Source organism: Roseburia sp. AM23-20 (assembly GCF_003470905.1).
In the GTDB taxonomy this organism is placed as follows: domain Bacteria; phylum Bacillota; class Clostridia; order Lachnospirales; family Lachnospiraceae; genus Roseburia; species Roseburia rectibacter.
The window spans coordinates 145,533-164,810 of the sequence record NZ_QRHS01000001.1 but is presented as its reverse complement, the minus strand read 5'-3'; the positions used below and the strand labels follow the sequence as shown (position 1 = coordinate 164,810).

Here is a 19,278-nt window from a genome sequence, read left to right as displayed (position 1 = left end):
TCAGACTGCAACGACTATTTATGTTTTTCATCATATTGCTTTCTGTGCTTCCATGCAAAGAAAAGTGCAGCGCCAACAACAAAAACAAGAACTACATAATGCAACATCATTTTGTATAGAAACTATACACATACATATGGAGGTATGTATGATTGCAGACAAAATTAAGCTTTTACGGGAAGCAAGTCATCTGACACAGACAGAGCTTGCAAAAAAGTTAAACATCACGCGAAGCTGCGTCAATGCCTGGGAAATGGGTATTTCCGTTCCAGCTACCACTTACCTGATCGAACTCGCCTTACTTTTTCATGTTTCTACAGACTTTTTACTAGGCTTAGAACAAAATAATACCATTGATATTTCCACGCTTTCTGAACGTGAAGCTGTACTAGTCTATGAATTGGTGGATTATTTTACTTCACAAAAAAAGATGTTGTCGACTGACAACATCTTTTTGGGTTGGCAATATTACTTTCTTACTGTTCATACGGAAGTAATTCCGCAAGATATCCTTTCTTTTTGAGTGCTTCCTCTATCTCATTTAACACTTCTTCACTCTCAGCGCTGATCTTATGAAAATGATATCCAGACGTCACATTGAGAAGTGGTGTTGATTTTCCTGTTTTTAAATCATCCATAAAATTCTGCACATCACGCCTGCTCTTGATGTTTAACGAGGCATCTAACTTTCCATAAACCCGGTGATTGACCATGACATTGACCACACAGCCACCAAGATCAACGATTGTGGTAAGTTCATCCTCCACCTGTTCATTGGTATGACAGACTTTAAATATCTTAGACGCCTGTTTCGGCTCATCTAATAAATATCCCCTTGCCGTAGAAATAATCGGATACCCTTGTGTGCGGAGAAGTGCAATATCCTGTACCACAACCTGTCTGCTGACACCTGTTTTCTTTCCAAGTGCTGTACCCGACACCGGTGTATCTGCTTCCCGTATCATGGTAAGGATTTCTTTTCTTCTGTCTGTTCCGGTCATTTCTTTTTCCATTTACGATCCTCTCCTTTTTGACTCTCCACTTATTTTAGCTGAATCTGTTTATTTTTACAAGCGTTACTGAAGGGAATCTGTTACTTTCAAATGTTTCAGACTGACATCTAAGATCGGTGCAGAATGTGTCAGTGCACCACTGGAAACATAATCAACGCCAAGCTCTGTGATCGTCCTGATATTTTCTTTTGTGATATTTCCGGAACACTCTGTCTTTGCCCTTCCAGCAATCAGACGGATTGCCTCCGCCATCTGTTCCGGTGTCATATTATCAAGCATAATGATGTCTGCACCAGCTTCCACAGCTTCTTTTACCATATCAAGATTTTCTGTTTCCACCTCAATCTTACGGACAAACGGAGCATAGGCTTTTGCCGCAAGAACTGCCTCTTTTACACCGCCTGCCGCGTCAATATGATTATCTTTTAACAGCACACCGTCAGACAAATTATAGCGATGATTCTGTCCACCACCCACGCAGACCGCATATTTTTCAAAAATACGCATACATGGTGTGGTCTTTCTTGTATCAAGCAGTGTTGTACTGCTGCCTTCTAATAACTGAGCAACCTCACGTGTATATGTTGCAATACCACTCAGACGCTGTAAATAATTAAGGGCCGTACGTTCTCCAGATAAAAGCACACGCACATCTCCCTTTACCGTTGCAAGAAGCTGTCCCTTTTTAACAGCATCACCGTCTTTTACCTCAGTACCATCCTGTTTTTTTGCCCATATCACTTTTGTAGAAGCATCTAACATGGTAAATACACGCTCAAATACCGGAAGGCCTGCGATCACTCCATCCTGTTTGCAGATCAGTTCCACCTCTCCGGCTTTATATTCCGGCATTACTGCGTTAGTGGATACATCCTCACTGTGAATATCTTCCTCTAAGGCAAGACGGATATATTTGTCAGCAACAAGCTGCATGGTAATTGGATTCAAATTCATGATCTTTATTTCCTTTCTCTTCGTTTTGTATTTTTATTGCTGCACGTTTTGCAAATACAAGGCTTTCTAACAGACTGTTGCTTGCAAGACGGTTCTTTCCGTGAACACCATTGCAGCTTGTTTCCCCAGCTGCGTAAAGATGCGGCATTGTAGTCATGGAATCACGGTCCACATGAACACCACCCATAAAATAATGCTGTGCCGGTACGATCGGTGCCGGTTCTTTCAACAGATCATAGCCTTCTTCTAAACAGCGCTCATATATGTGTGGAAAATGTTTTAAAATAATTTCTTTTGGAACATGTGCAAATGAAATCCATTCATGTTCCACACCTTCTTTTTTCATCTCTTCCTGAATCGCTTTGGTCACAACATCACGCGGCAGAAGTTCATTAACAAAACGTTCTCCTTTGTGATTGAGCAGAATCGCTCCCTCTCCCCTTGCTGATTCCGAGATCAGAAAACTTCTTCCGGGTTTTTTGCTGTAAAGACAGGTCGGGTGGATCTGTACATAGTCCATGTGTTCAAGTTCCACACCATGTTTTTCGGCAATCCGGCATGCATCGCCGGTCAGGATTGGAAAATTAGTGGAATGTTCATAAAGTCCGCCAATTCCTCCCGTCGCCATGATCGTGTTTTTGGCATGGATATGTAGTGTCCCGCCTTCTTTTGTTTCTGCAGCCATACCGGTACATTTTCCACCATCCACCAAAATATCTGTCATTGTCGTATATTCTAAAATGGTTACATTAGAACATTTTTTTACATGTGATAAAAGTGTCGTCGTAATTTCTTTTCCGGTAATATCCTCGTGAAAACAAATTCTTGGTCTTGAGTGTGCTCCCTCTCTGGTATATGCAAGGCTGCCATCCGGATTCTTTGCAAACCGTACACCAAAATTCAGCAGATCATTGATCACATCCCTGCTGGAACGTATCATGATGTCAACGCTCTCTTTCCGGTTTTCATAATGCCCTGCCCGCATGGTATCTTCAAAATACGAATCGTAATCCTCTTCATCCCGTAATACACAGATTCCTCCCTGTGCCAGCATGGAATCACAGCTTTCTAAGTCCTCTTTTGAAAGCATAAGAACACTCATTTCTTCTGGCAGATTTAAAGCTGCATAAAGTCCTGCCACACCACATCCTGCAATTGCCACGTCGTAATACAGATTTCTCATATCTGACCTCATTTCTGTGCTGCCACCTGATATAATTTATATTTTACAGCACACATTACTTTTATTTTCCTGCAAGTTCTAACATTCTCGCCAGTGCATTTTTTGCTGCTTTTTCCGTTTCCGGTTTCGCATGGATTTCATTCTCTCCCGTTTTTAAAACATGAAGCACTTTTTCAGGCGTGATTTTTTTCATATTCACACAGGTCGGTATCGTCTCCGGGAAATAAAATTCTGCATCCGGTCTGCGCTCTTTTAACTTTGTAAGAACTCCGCACTCCGTACCAATGATAAATTCTTTGTCACTGCTCTCACCGGCAAAATTGATAATTCCGCTTGTGGAACCGATAAAATCTGCAATCTCAATAATTTTACGGTTACATTCCGGATGAACCAGAACTTTTGCATCCGGGTGCTCTGCCTTTAAGTCAAGCAATTCCTCTGCCTGCATAAATTCATGCACAATGCAGAATCCCTCGTTGTAAATAAATTCTTTTTCCGGTACTGCTGCTGCAACAAAATGAGCCAGATTCCGGTCCGGAATGAATAAAATATGTTTGTTCGGCAGATTTTTTACGATCTTTACCGCATTTGCGGAGGTCACACATACATCAGACCATGATTTAATCTCCTGTGTTGAATTGATATAACACACAACTGCCAGATCCTCATACTGGTTTCTCGCCGCTTCGACAGTTTCTTTTGTCACCATATGTGCCATCGGACAATCTGCAGCAAGATCCGGCATCAATACCGTTTTATCCGGATTTAATAGTTTTGCGCTCTCGCCCATAAATGTCACTCCGCAGAGTACAATTGTTTTATTATCAAGTTCTGTTGCCTTTTTACTCAGAAAATAAGAATCTCCGATATAATCAGCAAGCGCCTGTACCTCCGGTCTTACATAATAATGTGCTAAGATCACGGCATCTCTTTTCTTTTTCCACTCTTCTAATTCTTCTAAACTAATCATATACCCTCTTAACTCTCTTTCAAAAATCTTATTTTGCCCATCAATCCCAGATTTTTACTGAAACTTTTCGTAGTATATCACTTATCATTACATATGACAAGATACATGTTTGAAATTATGTAAAGTTTTTTACAGAAAACAATCAATCATTCTGAATCCATACATAATCCAGACTGTTTTGCAGCATATTAAGCAATAGAATGTATGACCCACATTCGGTTACTGCAAAAAAATATGAAAAAGAGGTATTATATATGTTAAACGGAGATACCATAAAGTTACTGCGTGAATGTGATGCCGGCACAAAAATGGCAGTTTATTCCATGGATGAGATCTGTGATAAAATCTCAGACACAGATTTCAAAAATGTTGTCACAGCATCCAGGCAGAAACATGAACGTCTTGGTAATGAAATCCATACACAATTAGATAAATGCGATGATTCCGCCAAAGAATCGAACGTATTTGCAAAAGGAATGTCCTGGCTGAAAACAAATGCCAAATTAGCTGTCGAGGAAAGCGATGCTGTGTGTGCCGATCTGTTAACCGAAGGATGTAACATGGGTGTCAAATCACTCTGCCGTTATTACAACCAGTACGCAGCTGCAGACGAACAGGCACAAGGATTCTGCAAGGAACTGATCCATCTGGAAGAAAATCTCGCCAAAGAAATACGAAGTTATCTATAGGCAGACAAATCAAAAAAGACAATAACAACCTTTTGGATTGTTACTGTCTTTTTTGTTATCTGCCTTTTACAACAAATTCCTGAATTTCTTCCATAACCATATCATCTTCTTCATGTATCGTCAGAGTCAGTGGCTTTGACAGATCCATTGTGCAGACGCCGATAATAGATTTTCCATCCACAATATATCTGCCTTTTGCAAGATCAAATGTTCCCTTATGACTGCTTAGAATATGACATAGTTTCTTTGCTTTTTCCGGTGCATCGATCAATACTTCTATCTGCTTCAAAACAAAATCCTCCTGTTTTTATTCTTGTATAGATATAGTATTCCACAATTTTCCACCGGTTATTCATTATTCAGCAAGCAATGCTTCAATCTCATCAAGCACTTCTCCAAACACATCAAGTGCTTCCTGGATCGGCTTTGGTGTTTCAAGATTAACGCCTGCAATTTTAAGGAGTTCTACCGGAGAGGCAGAACATCCGCCTGACAAAAATTTCTTATAACGCTCTACTGCAGGTGCTCCCTCTTTTAAGATTCCATGTGCCAGTGCAACCGCGGAAGAAAATCCCGTTGCATACTGATATACATAAAAATTATAATAAAAATGAGGGATTCTTGCCCACTCATAGGCAATCTCAGGATCTGATACCATATCCGGTCCAAAATATTTGCAATTCAGGTCATAATACAGTTTATTTAATGTCTCAGCAGTCAGGCTTTCTCCCTCTTCTGCCATCTTATTACTTAACATTTCATACTCTGCAAACATTGTCTGACGGTAAACAGTTCCTTTGAAGCTGTCAAGATAATGGTTGAGCAGATAAGCGCGCTCTTTTTTATCTGTCGTATTTTTCAGAAGATATTCCATTAAAAGTACTTCGTTACATGTAGATGCCACTTCCGCAACGAAAATCTTATACTGGGAATAAATATATGGCTGCGCTTCGTTTGAATAGTAGGAGTGCATTGCATGTCCCATCTCATGTGCAAGTGTAAACATGTTATCAAGCGTATCATTGTGATTTAACAATACATATGGATGTCCGCCATATGCGCCTGCAGAATAAGCCCCGCTTCTCTTTCCCTCATTCTCATAAACATCGATCCAGCGGCTTTCAAATCCTTCTTTTACCTTTGCAACATATTCTTCGCCGAGTGGTGCTAATGCCTTTAAAACAGTCTCTTTTGCCTCTTCAAAAGAAATCTTCTTTGCTGCATCTGCAATCATTGGTGTATACACATCATACATATGAAGTTCATCTACACCGAGACATTTTTTACGAAGACGTACATAACGGTGCATTTTGTCCATATTTTTATTGATAGTATCGATCAGATTATAATACACAGACGGAGAAACATTGTTTGCATCCACTGCTGCTTCCAATGTTGAAGCATAATGTCTTGCATTTGCATAAAAAATCTGCTGTTTTACCTGTCCATTATATAATGCAGCAAGTGTATTAGCATACTGTTTATATACACCGTAAAAACCTTCAAATGCGTCTTTGCGCACGCGGCGGTCTGCAGACTCTTCAAACGGCACAAAATTACCGTGGGACAGTCTTACTGTATCACCCTCTTCATCTTTGATCTCCGGGAATACAAAATCAGCATTGTTGATAATAGAATATACCTGTCCGGATGTCTCTGCCATATCCCCTGTCATCGCCACCAGCTTTTCCATCTCCGCAGAAAGCGTATGTGCTTTGGTACGCTCAATCTCTTCAATCTGCTTCCGGTAAAGTTCCAGTTCCGGCAGTTCTTTATAATATCCTTCTAATACATTTTCATCCATTGTAAGAATCTCCGGGACAATAAATGCTGTGCGGCTCGACACTTTTGTCATCATGGAATACATTTTCTGAGACATTGCCTGATGCGCAGTATTTTTCTGATCCTCATCAAACAGTCTCTCTGCATATTCAAAATCATAATCCAGTTTTTCTCCTGCTTTTGCTGCATTTTCCAATACAAACAGCAGATTTTTTGCAGATGCAGCTACCTTGCCTTCCATTTTCCCAATCTCATCCAGGATCTTATCAATCTCCGTTAAATCTTTTTTCCAATCCTCATCGGATGCATACATATCTTTTAAATTCCATGTATATTCTTCTTTTACTTCACTTCGTTTTAATAATTTTTTTGCCATTGTAAACCTCCAGATTTTTACTGCCAGAAAATAATTCCAACACTCTTTAATTTACGCTCTGCAAAAGAAATTGTAAAGAAAAATATTGATGTTTTTTTATCTATTGTTTATTCGGTGCAAGGAACAGCTCGTAGAAGTTATTCAATGCATCCGGTTCTCTGCTGTTTCCGATTCCATGGTCTTCCACATATTTTTTTATCTCTTTGATGGTTTCTTTTGATAATACATAGGTTTCAACCGGGGTATCATTATCCATATTATTTAATGCTGATTCCAGTGCCGCACGGTATTCCGGATCGACTTTCCAGATAGAATTATCTTCAAGTCCTCCCTCTTCATACGGCTTATGATAATATTTGCTGTTGATGAAACGGGTAACTCCGGTCAGATCCATCTGTGTGATCTTCTTCGGTGTTGTATCAGTTACATACACCATGATCTGTTTCACATAAGTATTTCCTGTATGGTCAACTACAGTCAGATTTTCCGATGTGGCAAAATCATGCTGCAGGTTTGTAAACTCACCTGCCTGATAGTCCGGGATCGTAAAGGATGTGAAAACCTCCGGATCACTTGGAGCCGGGTTTGTTCCCGGTAAAATCGGGCTTCCATCCTCACGGTCGGTCGCTGTTGCATGGCTTAAAATCTCTTCTTCCGTGATAAATCCGCTCTGTGCCTGTTCTAAAGTGTAATACAGATCCTGCGCCTGAATCCACGGACAATCATCCCATACAGCATAAAGTGTGATCTCTCCACCATCTTCTGCTACAAGGTTCCGAACGATATCCCCGGCTTTCCACTTCGGGATAAAGGTATCTTTGCCATCTTCCAACGCCCATCCCATAAAAATGGATGCATATACCTTTTTCTTTGGTGCTTCGGCTTTCTTATCTTCCTCCACTTCATCCAGTCCGTCTGCTTCTTTTGCGTCTTTTAAAGCATCGATATCGACTGCATCATCTTCTGTCCTTTTTTCCAGCATAGCATCTCCGTTAAGATCTGTTTCATCTGCAGCGTCTGTATCATCAGAATCTGCTTCTGTTTCTGCAGCTTCATCAGAATTATCTTCCATGCCTGATTCATCCATATCGTCCGCGGATTTCGATACATCTTTGGTTTCAGCATCTTCAATTTCAGTATCTTCACTTTCAGCATCTTCGCTTTCAATGTCTTCACTTTCGGCATCATTGTTTTCGGTATCGTCACTTTCAGTATCTTCCTCTTCATATCCTGCCATCATGGCTTTTGGAATTGCCCCGGAAATGACACCATCTGTCACGTTTTGTCCATCCAGTGTATACTTCACATAGGCAGCTGTTCCATCTGCATTCCATACATCCGGCAGTGTCACATCGGTATCATACGTGGTTTCGATATCGTCGATATGTCCGGCTCCGCCGTTTGGATCAAAATGGATCGTATATCTATTTGCTTCTGCATTGGCTGTCATCGTGACATTTCCGGCCGGCATTGTGAATGTAAATTTCTTTGTATCCACGGTCTGATCTCCACCGGAACCTCCGGTATAATTACCAGTCCAGTTCAGCCAGTGATAGCCTTCTTTTACATTGGCATCAATCGTTACGCTCTGGCCGTAACGGTACGGTCCTGCTCCGATCGTTTTTTCTATGCCTATCCCAGCATTTAAGGTCACATTATAAAGGTGTCTTTCATAATAATAATCAATGACCATCTTTCCATCCGCAGTGACTGCTTTCGTCTGTGTTTTCGGACTGTCAAATCCGGTATATGTCTTTACTGCAGGCGTTACTTTGCTTCCGATCTGTGCTTTCTTTGTCTCTGTCTCGGCAAGCTCGTAATTTTTATCATCATGTGTGGAAGCAATGCCCGTTGTTTTCTGTTTCCAGTGACGAACGGTATAAACAGCTTCATCTAACACTCCGGTAAGAGTTAAGGTCATGTTATAAGCAGGCATGCTTCTCTCATAGGCATAGGTTTTATCATTCACATAATCAGATGTAACCTTAAAGTTTGTCGAAACACCAGTCTTTTCATTGAGATCCGTCCACATGCTGAACACGTAGCCGGTATTAAAGGTCGGTGTGGAAACAATGTTTGCATTACACGGCAATTCATACGATGTCATGTAATAATCACCAGATACCGTGCTGCTACTGTTTACTGTGCCACCGGCACCAGTGATCGCCGTCCCATTATTAAATACCTGTGTTACAGCTTTATTGACCGTGGTTTTGTCGATCTTGACAGTAAGTACATAGATCGGAACTCCGACTGATTCTTTCGTTAATATGTCATCAATGGTAGTACCAGTTGCAACATTTTGTGATCTCAAATCACCGGACAGCCTAGATCCATTCTTAAACTCTTCCACTCCGGAATTTTTCTCATATGTACAGTCGATGCTGTAACTGATATAACTGCCTCTGCTTGGGTTTTTAAATTTACTTTCTTTATAATCTGTTCCATAATTTCCCTGTGTATCAACCGCAAAGGTTACCGTATGATTTTTCGCATTCCATGTACCGGTGATTGTGGTTGTTTTATCCGCTTCCTTGTTGTAAACAGTGAGTTTTGGTTTGGTATTGGTCGGAGTCAGTGCTTTATCTAATGTGACTACCAGTTTTCCATTGTAATAACCTGTTTTTGTCTGCAGGGTTTTATTGGTGATCTTCTGTGAAACGTTAACTGTGGTAGGACTCTTTACCGTTGTGACCTGATTTCCTTCTGCAAAGTTATCCGAGATATCTATCGCAATACCTGTCACAAACATGGTAACCCATTTGGTAAAATCTCCGGTATTGGTCTGCAAAGTATAATACTGATTTGCATAGGCAGGCTGTGTACTTTCCTTTTTAATTGTAAAATCGACCAGATCTCCTCTTGTTGTCGTCGCTTTACTGTACAGTGCATTTCCATTGATCGATAAATACGGACTTACATCTTTTGACAGTCCGAAAATCTTTTTGTTTTTATCAAACTTTTCAGACGCTTTCTGTGCATACAGGTTCATTTTGGTAAATTTGGAATTACTATTAGTGCTCTCCACAAAAATCATCAGATATTGTCCGGTCAAAGGCACTTTATCATTTGCCTTGTATGCCTTTGATCTCACACTTGTAACCATTCCGGTTTTAATGTCTTTCTCTACCCATTCTCCATTATGCTTTGAAACATCATCAATATTAAAATCCGCGGACATTCTAAGACGCACTGCCCTCATCGGAACTGACATATCACAGTTTTCCACAATGATCAGCTGCCATCCACCGGCGCCCTCGCCACCGCCGATATGCTCATAATACGGAATGTTGAATACCGAATACGTTCCATAGATCTTGCTGCTTTTATTAATGATATCCGTCACATCCGCATACATGTTTACGAAGGTGTACTGTTGCCTCACTCCTTCCTCTTTGTTTTGGTTTTTATAATCAATTGACCTGTTATCATAAGTTGCATACTGTGCCTTTATCAGTTTTGCCGTTCCATCCGGCAGTACAAAAGCGATTTCTGATTTTGCAAGTGCTTTCGCATCTGTGTCCGATCTTTTGATACTTGTCCTTGCCTGCCATACCAGATATGCTGCACGGATCGTCCCATCCGCACCTTCTGACTTTGTCAGCTTTGCAGACCGGTTGTTTTTGATCTTCTTTCCGATCACTGAATTATCTGCATTTTTCAAAACATTTTCCGCAGCTTTATACTGGTCTTTTTTACTATCATAGGTATTATAATTCGTAACGATATCATAAGCCCATGTATCATAGTTCGTATTTCCGGTATAGTTAATATTCAGCCGCCCATACAGCGGGGTTTCTTTTCCAGCTTGTGAATCTGTCATATAGACATTTCCTGCTTCTTCTACCGTGATCGCTTTCACACTCTGTGGAATCATGGTGGCCAGAAACATTACTGCGCAGAGCAGTAAAAATCTGCTTAGTTTCAATATTTTTTCTTTCATAGATCTCCTTTCGACTTTTCGTCCTGTGTATTTATATTTTCATTTTGAAAATACCGTGGTAAATAAAAAATGAACTGCAAGGTAATCAGAGATTCCAAGCAGTTCATTTTTTCGACTATCAAAATTAATTTTGATAGTTTTCATACTTATTCAATTTTCCTTGCTGTTTTAAAGTTTGGTTACCCAGCCATCCTTTTCCCTAGCTTCATCTATGCCTCTTCCTGTTCTACAACCTGTAACATACTTACTAAAAGAAGTCGGTTTATCGCTGACAGTCACTTTCCAGGAATAACTCCAACGTCCATCCGCTGTTTTTAAAGTAATAACAGCTGATCCTTTCCCAATAACCTCAAGACGATCATCTTCCGTTACTCTTAATACATTTTTATTACTACTGGTCATGATAATCTTATTATTGCTTGTAATAGCATCTGCTGAATCACTTGATGCTGCAACTTTTTTATCTGCTGAGAAAAATTCTGTTGAAACAGGCAAAGTGCTGTTTTCAATCGTTCCATCCTCATGTTTCTTTACATAGTACTTGATATTATCGTACCTATCAAATCCCACTGCCAGTACCATGTCATTTTTCTTGACAGTTACATTATAAGCAGCTTTGACTTTCTTATTGGCTTTGGATGTAACTGTGATCGTTGCGGTTCCTACCTTTTTCGGTGTAACAAAACCGGTAGAAGAAACGGCTGCGACACTTGTGTTGCTGGACTTATAGGAAACAGCACTGTTATTTACACCGGTGATCCGTTTTACCTTGATCTGCGCCTGTCCGTATTTTTCTTTCTGTACTAAAAGCTGTTCTCCAATAAACTGATCCATGCTCTCGTGATCTTCGGTATAAAATTCAAGGCTGTGTGCATCACCACAATGATTATAAATCTTATGGAAAGATTTTTCCGGGTACAAAACCACGTTATCTTCTTCGAGGACGATCTTACCTTTTCCTTTTTCGGAATAGTCCGTGTCAATCATATCCGCCGTTTTTACTGTTACCTTAAACACAGCTTTTACTTTCTTGTTGATTAGGGAAGTTACAGTGATTGTAGCTGTACCAGCTTTCTTTCCGGTTACTTTTCCTTTGGATGATACCGTTGCAATTTTCTTGTCACTGGAAGAAAAGGTAAGGTTCTTATTGCTGAGACCTTTAAACGATTTTACCTTGATCGTGGTTGTATTTCCAACAATGATACTCTCTTTGCTCTTTTTTAAAGTGATCTTTGCTTTCTGCTTTCCTTTGCTTACCGTCAGACTCAGTGTTCCTTTTACTTTGGAATCATAAATGGATGTCACAGTGATCTTACATTTTCCTTTTTTCTTTACTGTCACAACACCCTTTGCATTTACTGTTGCAATGCTGGTGTTCGAGGATTTGTATTTCAGTTCACCGGATTTGATACCGTCTTTACTGTTTTTTGATCCTACTACCACTCCATTTTTAAACATGGCAACCGGGATGATCGTGAACTTCTCTCCTGCATAAACAGTTTTCTTTTTTATGCAGTGATAATGTCTGTATGTAGAAATATTGCAACAATGTTCCTGCGTTTTATGCCATTTGGCATCATCCGATGTTGCAAACACGATCTGATTCTTTGGCTGATCCTCTCCAAAGTAATCAATGTATGTTGCCTGCTTTGCCGATACTTCCTCCGGCTGCGGTACTACGATGCTGCTGATGCACATGATAAGTGCCAGCGTGAGCACGACTGCTTTTTTCCATCCTGCCACCTTTGCGGTGTTCATTCCTTTCCGGTTTCTTCTTTCTCTCATAACTTCGATTCTCCTTTATCTTTTATTTTTGATTCTTTTACCTTATGACGTTGACAAATAAAATGGAAACTTCTATAATATACCTATCAAGACAGCCGGGTGATAAGCAAATACCTATCTGCTCCGGCATATATAAATCTTTAGTTACATAAAATAACCGTCAGATCTTGCGAGGAGCTGGACGGTTATTTTTTTGTCTTATCATGGGTATCATTTCTGACACTTCTGACAAGCGTTATGATGGCACATATCCTTATTATTGCGCATGTTTTCTGCGCATCTGAAGTTTCGTCAGAAACTTCTAATATGAACTCGTTAGAGTTCATTATTTCATAATAACAAATGTGAACAAGTCACTATATGTAACCATGCTACCACCCCTTTCTCCGAATCTCGGAGCAGATCTAAGTGGTAAAGCCGTCCTTTCGGCTGCCTTGAAAAGTATACTATATTGGATTTCCTGTTTTTATTATAAACGTAATGCTATGGAAAAGCAACTCCTCTGATCGAATCTCTTCTTAATTTAATTGTCAAAGTACGGTGTGTGAATAAAGCCATTGTTTCACTTAAATGCGTCAGGAATATTCTTAAAGATATCTGTAATGAAATAAAAAAGACTGTTACGGATATGCCATCTTTATTAATAAAAAGCTGACATATAGAATATCCAGATTAAAACTGATATTTCATTTCTTCATATGTAAATTTAGTATAACAAATTTTTTACATAAAAAAAGACATTTTCATTTATTTAATTTTATTTTTATATTTGTAATTTATTTTTAATTAAAATATACAAATTCAAATTGTCCTGTTCCCGCAATAATAAAAATGAGTGCAAGCATGTTGACACACTTGCACTCATTGATATTTTATATCAGTTTAAATTTTATTTTATAGTTGTAACCTTCGGAGAATAATATTTATCCAAATGACCTCCACTGTACCACTTATAGTCTTCCTTATTAAATGTAATCTTCTGCACAGTCACACCTGAAATCTGCAAATCATCAATATATACATAACCGCTGGTCTTTGTGCAGATGCCCGTGACACCGATTCCCTGTCCAAGATTATATTTCGTTTTCGTGTTAATCTTTGATGTCTTTTCATCCTTATAAACAGTATTTTTCAATGGCATATTATTGATCGTGATCACATAATATTTTCCGGATTTTTTATAGCTGGCTATTTTCCCAGGCTTACACTCTTTTTCTTTCACCAGATCCACCAGCGCAAGACGTATTTTTTTGCCCTCTTTGCTCAGAATTACCTGATATTTTGCACCGATCTCCCCAGCATATTTACCGTTTTTACTATTTTCCAGATTTATCCATGCATCCACAATTACAGTATCTCCATTCTTTTTTAAGGCTGCTGCCGGAACGTACACTTTTGCGGACATTTTCATATTTTTCTTGATTTTTGAAGCTTTTTGATAACCTGCCTGCATAATATAATTGTTATTTCTCCACGCTTCATCAGAGTCCTTATCTCCGTTAAATGTAACCTTTGTACGAAGCGCTTTATTTGCAGCAGCAAATGTCTCTGTCGACGGAATAGCTGCAAACACACCGATCAAAAGTGCCATTACCAGTACTTTCGCTATCACCACAATACTCTTTTTTTGTTTTAACATACGCAAATCCTCCAATCCTCATTCTCCCTATGTTCCTCTTAGCAACTCATTTCTAAATACAATACTGCCAGCTTAATTTTTCTTTCAGGCACACATTCATATCAAAATCTGCATATTATTGTTTGTATAATTTTATTAGTTTTTTCGACAAATTTTGACAAGTTATTGTATTTATAGGAATTTATATAATAATTATATTATTTTCATTTTAATGTGTCAACAAATATACTATCTATCAACATTGTTTTTGCATTAAAAATCCGTTATAATATCATTCTGCGGGAAATCCGCGGAAACACATTCCGAAAGGAGATTTAAAAATGGCTTTTGATGGATTAGTAATATCCAATCTTGTATATGAACTGAATCAGACAATTTTAAATGCAAAGATCAGCAAAATTGCCCAACCGGAAAACGACGAGCTTCTTTTTACCTTAAAAGGAAGTAACGGGCAGTTCCGTCTTGCCATGTCAGCGAGTGCTTCGCTGCCTTTTCTGTATCTGACAGAAACAAACAAACCAAGTCCACTGACAGCACCAAATTTTTGTATGCTGTTGCGCAAACATATCGCAAACGGACGGATCATAAAAATTTATCAGCCCCATATGGAACGTATTATTCATTTTGACATTGAACATCTTGATGAGATGGGGGATCTGTGTCAGAAAACACTGATTGTAGAATTGATGGGAAAACACAGCAACATTATTTTCTGTAACGCCGACGGCATGATTATTGACAGTATCAAACATGTATCCTCCATGATGAGTTCTGTGCGTGAAGTCCTTCCGGGACGGGCTTACTGTATTCCTGCGACACAGGAAGATAAATTAAATCCACTTGAAGTTACGGAAGAAGTTTTCATGGAATCCGTCATGAAAAAACCTGTTTCCATCACAAAGGCAATTTATGGTTCTTTCACCGGAATCAGTCCTGTGATCGCAAATGAAATCTGTTACCGTGCTTCGATTGATGGAGATATGCCAGTAGATTCATTGGATGCAGACGGCAAAAAACATCTGTTCCATAACTTTTCATGGATGATGGATGATGTCAGAAATCACAATTACTGTCCAAACATCATCATGCGCGGACGGGAACCGATCGATTTTTCCTGTTTCCGCCTGTCAGAATATGTCCACACTATATCCGACAAAAAAATCATGCAGAACACAGATATTTCTGACACAGATGGCTATACTATGACAGAATATGATTCGATCTCCAAAGTACTTGAAGAATACTACGCTTCAAGAAATATTTACACACGCATCCGACAAAAATCTGTCGATCTGCGTAAAATCGTATCAACTGCATTAGAACGTAACCGGAAAAAATACCAACTCCAGCAAAAGCAGTTAAAAGATACAGAAAAAAGGGATAAATACAAAGTATACGGTGAGCTCATCCACACATACGGCTACGGTTTAGAGGAAGGTGCCAGACAGCTTGAAGCAGTCAATTATTATACAAACGAAAACGTTACGATTCCTCTTGATCCGACTTTAGATGCCAAAGCAAATGCGCAAAAATATTTTGATAAATACGGGAAGTTAAAACGTACTTATGAGGCACTTACCGATCTGATCCAGGAGACAAAGTCTGAAATTGAACATTTAGAGAGTATTGCCACCTCTTTAGATATTGCCCTGACTGAGGATGATCTGGTGCAGATCAAAGAAGAACTGGTAGAATATGGATATATCAAACGGAAACGCACCGATAAAAAAGCAAAGATCAAAAGCAAACCTTTTCATTACATTTCTTCGGACGGTTACCATATGTATGTCGGGAAAAATAATTATCAGAATGAAGAACTGACATTTAAATTTGCAACCGGAAACGACTGGTGGTTTCATGCCAAAGGAATGCCAGGTTCCCATGTTATCGTAAAAACAAACAACGAAACAGACCTGCCAGACCGCATGTTTGAAGAAGCCGGAAAACTTGCCGGTTACTATTCAAGCGGCAGGGACAGTGATAAGATTGAGATCGATTATCTTCAGAAAAAAAATGTAAAAAAGCCAAACGGAAGTGCTCCGGGCTTTGTGGTGTATTACACTAATTTTTCGCTGACGGTACATCCTGATATTTCTAATCTGACGCTGGTGGAATAAAACAATAACCAGCCCTCCAAAACAACTATGAATCAGTGTTATAAAATGATAAAAATCGCAGCCGTGGATTTATAAGACCACGACTGCGATTTTTCTGTCTAAAATTATATTTTAAAATAAGTTATGCTTCTTTCTTTTTACTGAGTAATAATAATGCGATGACAGCAAAAAGCAGATACGCTGCTATGGAAATAACAGAAGACTCCACACCGAATTCTCCACCCGTCAGTAGAAAAGAATCTGTATCAAGCACATAATTATACCAGGCTGTACCATCCACCGCAGAGCCGATATGGATCAATCCTCCGATCATCAGACAATTCCAGACTCCATGCATGAGTGCAGAATACCAGATTGTTCCGGTATAACAGGTCACAAGGGAGAACAAAATGCCAACCAAACTTCCTGCTATCACAACCTGGATCATTCCAGAAATACTCATCCCCTCTTCGATATGCAGACATCCAAACAGAACGGATGGAACGATCACTGCAATTTTCCGGTTCCACGCATATTCTACCGAACTCATAATAACTCCACGGAATACTGTCTCTTCCACGATTCCCGTTGCCAGCCCTAAATATGCCACGCTTCCGGCGACAAGCCGTTTTATCGTTTCCGGTTCCATGGACGATTGCTGCCATGTTCCTGCAAATAACTGATATACTAAGATCACCAGCAACGGCATTGCAAAAGCAGCGATGATCCAAAATGGATACAGATCCGGCTTCCCAACCTTAAAATCTGTCACTGGTATTTTCAACATCTTCTTGCATATCAGCCAGACTCCGCCAAGCACCAGTCCTGCATATAAAATTCCGGTAAAAATATTCCCGGTCACTGCTGACATTCCGCCTGCCACCAGCATATTTCCGATCAACAGTGCCAGAAGCTGTGAAAATGCCAATAAGCAAAGTGCAAGGATACTTACCCCAACTGCTTTTGTTCCACTAAATTTTGTTTGATTATTACCTCTCATATCTGCTCCTTTTTCCTTTACCGGCAAATAATTTTTTATTTTACTTCTCTAAACGCTTCATCTCTGTATATGCAAGTAAAAATGGACCGACACCTTTTGCATCATCTTTTACAACCGGCTCGGACATATAATAATCAAATGTTCCGGAACGGCGGTTTGCTCCGCCTAATCCTGCAACCAGACAGATACCATCTAAATGAAGCTCTCCGTTTTCATCTTCCGATAAATATTTATCACAAATACCGTGAAATGCCCTCTCACCGTAAACACGGTAACTTTCCGGCAAAAATCCAAGACGTACACCCTTAAGCAGTGCATATGCCATGATCGAGCTTCCGCTTGTCTCAAGATAATTACGATCCATTCCACCGACATTTACAACCTGATACCACATGCCACTCTCATCCTGATATTTTAACATGGAATCCATCAGATCCACAAAGATCTGTTTCATTTTTTCATATGGTTCGCCGACAGACGCATCTGCTTTATCCAAAGTATCAAGCAAAGCCATGGAATACCATCCCAATGCACGAAGCCAGAAATTCTGGCTGAGACCGGTTACTTTATCACACCAGAACATTTCTCTTGAGGAATCATACGCATGATAGTAAAGTCCAGTCTTTGGGTCACGCATGTGCTCTGCCACATTAAAAAACTGTGAAAAAATATCGTCATAATTTTTTTTGTCATTGAAACGGGTCTCATACTCCATATAAAATGGCTGGCACATATAGAGTCCGTCTAACCATACCTGATTCGGATAAATGTTTTTATGCCAGAAATTTCCTTCTTTTGTACGAGGCATTTTCTTGATCTGGCTATATACAAGGTCGATCGCTTTACGGTATTTTTCTTTTCCTGTCAGATCATAAAGTTCAAATAATGTCTTTCCGGCATTGACATTGTCAATATTCAGCTCTTCCACGGAATATCCTTCAATCGAACCATCCTCCATAACTTTACAGTCAATAAAATGATCTGCAAATGAAAAATATTTTTCGTCTTTTGTGATGGCATACATCTCTAAAATTGCCTTGATCATACAGCCATCAATATAATTCCAGGTTGACTTTTTCCCCTGCAGAATTTTTTCGATGTTCCAGATCGGGCGATCCGGTGTGCTTTTCTCTAAAAGTTCATCAATGTATTTTTCAATCTTATCCATACTGTTTTTCTCCTTCTCCTGTGCATTTTGCCAGCCTGCATTACGAATTTCTGACACAACCACGTTACCTTTATCATAGCTTATATGATCCGGTTTGTAAATAAATATTTGTAAGCGCTTACAAATATTTATTTACAAAACATAAAACAGATATCTTATGCGTTTTTCAAAACGGATATTACTTGCTTTTCTGACAAAAAATACATGTTTATCTGACATCATATTTCATATACTATCACTGAACAAAACAAAACGCGATCAAAACACCGCAGCAAAACACAAACGCCGCGGAACATATGATCAGCGCGGCGTTTGTTCAGACTTTAATACAAAGGATACTTTGAAACAAATGATGTATCACAACACACCAAAGGAGGAAACTATTATGGCAAGTCGTTCATCTAACAGAGCAGCAGTTCCTGAAGCAAAAAGTGCATTAGACCGTTTCAAATATGAGGTAGCAAGCGAGATCGGCGTACCTTTAAAGGACGGTTACAATGGAGACCTTACTTCCAGACAGAACGGTTCTGTCGGCGGTTATATGGTTAAGAAAATGATCGAGGCACAGGAGAAACAGATGTCAGGCAAGTAATCATCTGCCAGCTAAGATTTATCGTCCGCTAAAATCATAATTTTGTCAGGAGCTATATGTCACCAGGAATTATGATTCCAGCCCAAAA

At 39.4% G+C, this 19,278-nt stretch carries 15 protein-coding genes; 4 read left to right on the top strand and 11 right to left on the bottom strand.

All coding sequences use genetic code 11. The annotated features are described in order from the left end of the window. The first annotated feature begins 148 nt into the window (after window positions 1-148). Entirely contained in the window at window positions 149-523 is a 375-nt protein-coding gene (locus DW650_RS00710; RefSeq protein WP_330414553.1) for a helix-turn-helix transcriptional regulator, read from the top strand. Here DW650_RS00710 and DW650_RS00705 read toward each other — a convergent pair. From DW650_RS00705 to nadA, 4 genes are all read right to left on the bottom strand, one after another. After that, window positions 477-1,013 carry a transcription repressor NadR gene (locus DW650_RS00705; RefSeq protein WP_117922184.1) on the bottom strand — a complete coding sequence of 179 codons (537 nt, stop codon included), beginning with the start codon at window positions 1,011-1,013 and terminating at the stop codon, window positions 477-479. The genes DW650_RS00710 and DW650_RS00705 overlap by 47 nt on opposite strands. Before the next feature lie 63 nt (window positions 1,014-1,076). Continuing rightward, complete coding sequence (gene nadC, locus DW650_RS00700; protein ID WP_186898914.1) at window positions 1,077-1,961, bottom strand: carboxylating nicotinate-nucleotide diphosphorylase; 885 nt, start codon at window positions 1,959-1,961, stop codon at window positions 1,077-1,079. Continuing rightward, the gene (locus DW650_RS00695) at window positions 1,930-3,150 is read right to left on the bottom strand and encodes an L-aspartate oxidase (protein WP_117922185.1); all 1,221 of its coding nucleotides are present in this window, start codon (window positions 3,148-3,150) and stop codon (window positions 1,930-1,932) included. Before DW650_RS00695 ends, nadC begins: the two co-directional genes overlap by 32 nt. A 61-nt stretch (window positions 3,151-3,211) precedes the next feature. Then, the gene (gene nadA / locus DW650_RS00690; RefSeq protein ID WP_118208826.1) at window positions 3,212-4,120 is read right to left on the bottom strand and encodes a quinolinate synthase NadA; all 909 of its coding nucleotides are present in this window, start codon (window positions 4,118-4,120) and stop codon (window positions 3,212-3,214) included. Between the two features lie 254 nt (window positions 4,121-4,374). Between nadA and DW650_RS00685 the strand changes: the two genes are divergently transcribed. Then, window positions 4,375-4,809: a hypothetical protein gene (locus DW650_RS00685; RefSeq protein WP_243102827.1), complete on the top strand. Its 435-nt coding sequence runs from the start codon at window positions 4,375-4,377 to the stop codon at window positions 4,807-4,809. A 55-nt stretch (window positions 4,810-4,864) separates the two neighbouring features. Here DW650_RS00685 and DW650_RS00680 read toward each other — a convergent pair whose 3' ends face one another. The 5 genes from DW650_RS00680 to DW650_RS00660 all read right to left on the bottom strand — a co-directional run bounded on the left by DW650_RS00680 (window position 4,865) and on the right by DW650_RS00660 (window position 14,334). Continuing rightward, complete coding sequence (locus DW650_RS00680; RefSeq protein WP_241070678.1) at window positions 4,865-5,098, bottom strand: HPr family phosphocarrier protein; 234 nt, start codon at window positions 5,096-5,098, stop codon at window positions 4,865-4,867. A 66-nt stretch (window positions 5,099-5,164) separates the two neighbouring features. Next, window positions 5,165-6,967, bottom strand: a complete 1,803-nt coding sequence (gene pepF / locus DW650_RS00675) for an oligoendopeptidase F (RefSeq protein ID WP_117922188.1) — start codon at window positions 6,965-6,967, stop codon at window positions 5,165-5,167. Between the two features lie 100 nt (window positions 6,968-7,067). Continuing rightward, window positions 7,068-10,910, bottom strand: coding sequence for an InlB B-repeat-containing protein (locus tag DW650_RS00670; protein WP_118208824.1), 3,843 nt, complete (start codon window positions 10,908-10,910; stop codon window positions 7,068-7,070). 168 nt (window positions 10,911-11,078) lie between these two features. Continuing rightward, on the bottom strand, window positions 11,079-12,695 hold the full coding sequence (locus DW650_RS00665; RefSeq protein WP_118208823.1) for an Ig-like domain-containing protein: 1,617 nt from the start codon (window positions 12,693-12,695) through the stop codon (window positions 11,079-11,081). Between the two features lie 889 nt (window positions 12,696-13,584). Next, complete coding sequence (locus DW650_RS00660) at window positions 13,585-14,334, bottom strand: hypothetical protein (RefSeq protein ID WP_243102826.1); 750 nt, start codon at window positions 14,332-14,334, stop codon at window positions 13,585-13,587. A gap of 320 nt (window positions 14,335-14,654) precedes the next feature. Here DW650_RS00660 and DW650_RS00655 point away from each other — a divergent pair, with 320 nt between their 5' ends. Further along, window positions 14,655-16,451 carry an Rqc2 family fibronectin-binding protein gene (locus tag DW650_RS00655; protein ID WP_118208821.1) on the top strand — a complete coding sequence of 599 codons (1,797 nt, stop codon included), beginning with the start codon at window positions 14,655-14,657 and terminating at the stop codon, window positions 16,449-16,451. A 121-nt stretch (window positions 16,452-16,572) separates the two neighbouring features. Here DW650_RS00655 and DW650_RS00650 read toward each other — a convergent pair whose 3' ends face one another. Both DW650_RS00650 and DW650_RS00645 read right to left on the bottom strand, forming a co-directional pair. Then, window positions 16,573-17,430, bottom strand: coding sequence for a CPBP family intramembrane glutamic endopeptidase (locus DW650_RS00650; RefSeq protein ID WP_147402998.1), 858 nt, complete (start codon window positions 17,428-17,430; stop codon window positions 16,573-16,575). A gap of 40 nt (window positions 17,431-17,470) precedes the next feature. Further along, window positions 17,471-18,598: a glycoside hydrolase family 88/105 protein gene (locus DW650_RS00645; RefSeq protein ID WP_118208819.1), complete on the bottom strand. Its 1,128-nt coding sequence runs from the start codon at window positions 18,596-18,598 to the stop codon at window positions 17,471-17,473. Between the two features lie 385 nt (window positions 18,599-18,983). Here DW650_RS00645 and DW650_RS00640 point away from each other — a divergent pair, with 385 nt between their 5' ends. Further along, entirely contained in the window at window positions 18,984-19,190 is a 207-nt protein-coding gene (locus DW650_RS00640; protein ID WP_117921873.1) for an alpha/beta-type small acid-soluble spore protein, read from the top strand. Window positions 19,191-19,278 lie beyond the last annotated feature (88 nt).

Bases quoted from the DNA above. Each gene is read 5' to 3' on its own strand.
- DW650_RS00640 (WP_117921873.1), top strand. From the start codon at position 18,984: ATGGCAAGTCGTTCATCTAACAGAGCAGCAGTTCCTGAAGCAAAAAGT.
- nadA (WP_118208826.1), bottom strand. From the start codon at position 4,120: ATGATTAGTTTAGAAGAATTAGAAGAGTGGAAAAAGAAAAGAGATGCC.
- DW650_RS00655 (WP_118208821.1), top strand. From the start codon at position 14,655: ATGGCTTTTGATGGATTAGTAATATCCAATCTTGTATATGAACTGAAT.
- DW650_RS00650 (WP_147402998.1), bottom strand. From the start codon at position 17,430: ATGAGAGGTAATAATCAAACAAAATTTAGTGGAACAAAAGCAGTTGGG.
- DW650_RS00705 (WP_117922184.1), bottom strand. From the start codon at position 1,013: ATGGAAAAAGAAATGACCGGAACAGACAGAAGAAAAGAAATCCTTACC.
- DW650_RS00710 (WP_330414553.1), top strand. From the start codon at position 149: ATGATTGCAGACAAAATTAAGCTTTTACGGGAAGCAAGTCATCTGACA.
- DW650_RS00695 (WP_117922185.1), bottom strand. From the start codon at position 3,150: ATGAGAAATCTGTATTACGACGTGGCAATTGCAGGATGTGGTGTGGCA.
- DW650_RS00665 (WP_118208823.1), bottom strand. From the start codon at position 12,695: ATGAGAGAAAGAAGAAACCGGAAAGGAATGAACACCGCAAAGGTGGCA.
- DW650_RS00670 (WP_118208824.1), bottom strand. From the start codon at position 10,910: ATGAAAGAAAAAATATTGAAACTAAGCAGATTTTTACTGCTCTGCGCA.
- pepF (WP_117922188.1), bottom strand. From the start codon at position 6,967: ATGGCAAAAAAATTATTAAAACGAAGTGAAGTAAAAGAAGAATATACA.
- DW650_RS00660 (WP_243102826.1), bottom strand. From the start codon at position 14,334: ATGTTAAAACAAAAAAAGAGTATTGTGGTGATAGCGAAAGTACTGGTA.
- DW650_RS00685 (WP_243102827.1), top strand. From the start codon at position 4,375: ATGTTAAACGGAGATACCATAAAGTTACTGCGTGAATGTGATGCCGGC.
- DW650_RS00645 (WP_118208819.1), bottom strand. From the start codon at position 18,598: ATGGATAAGATTGAAAAATACATTGATGAACTTTTAGAGAAAAGCACA.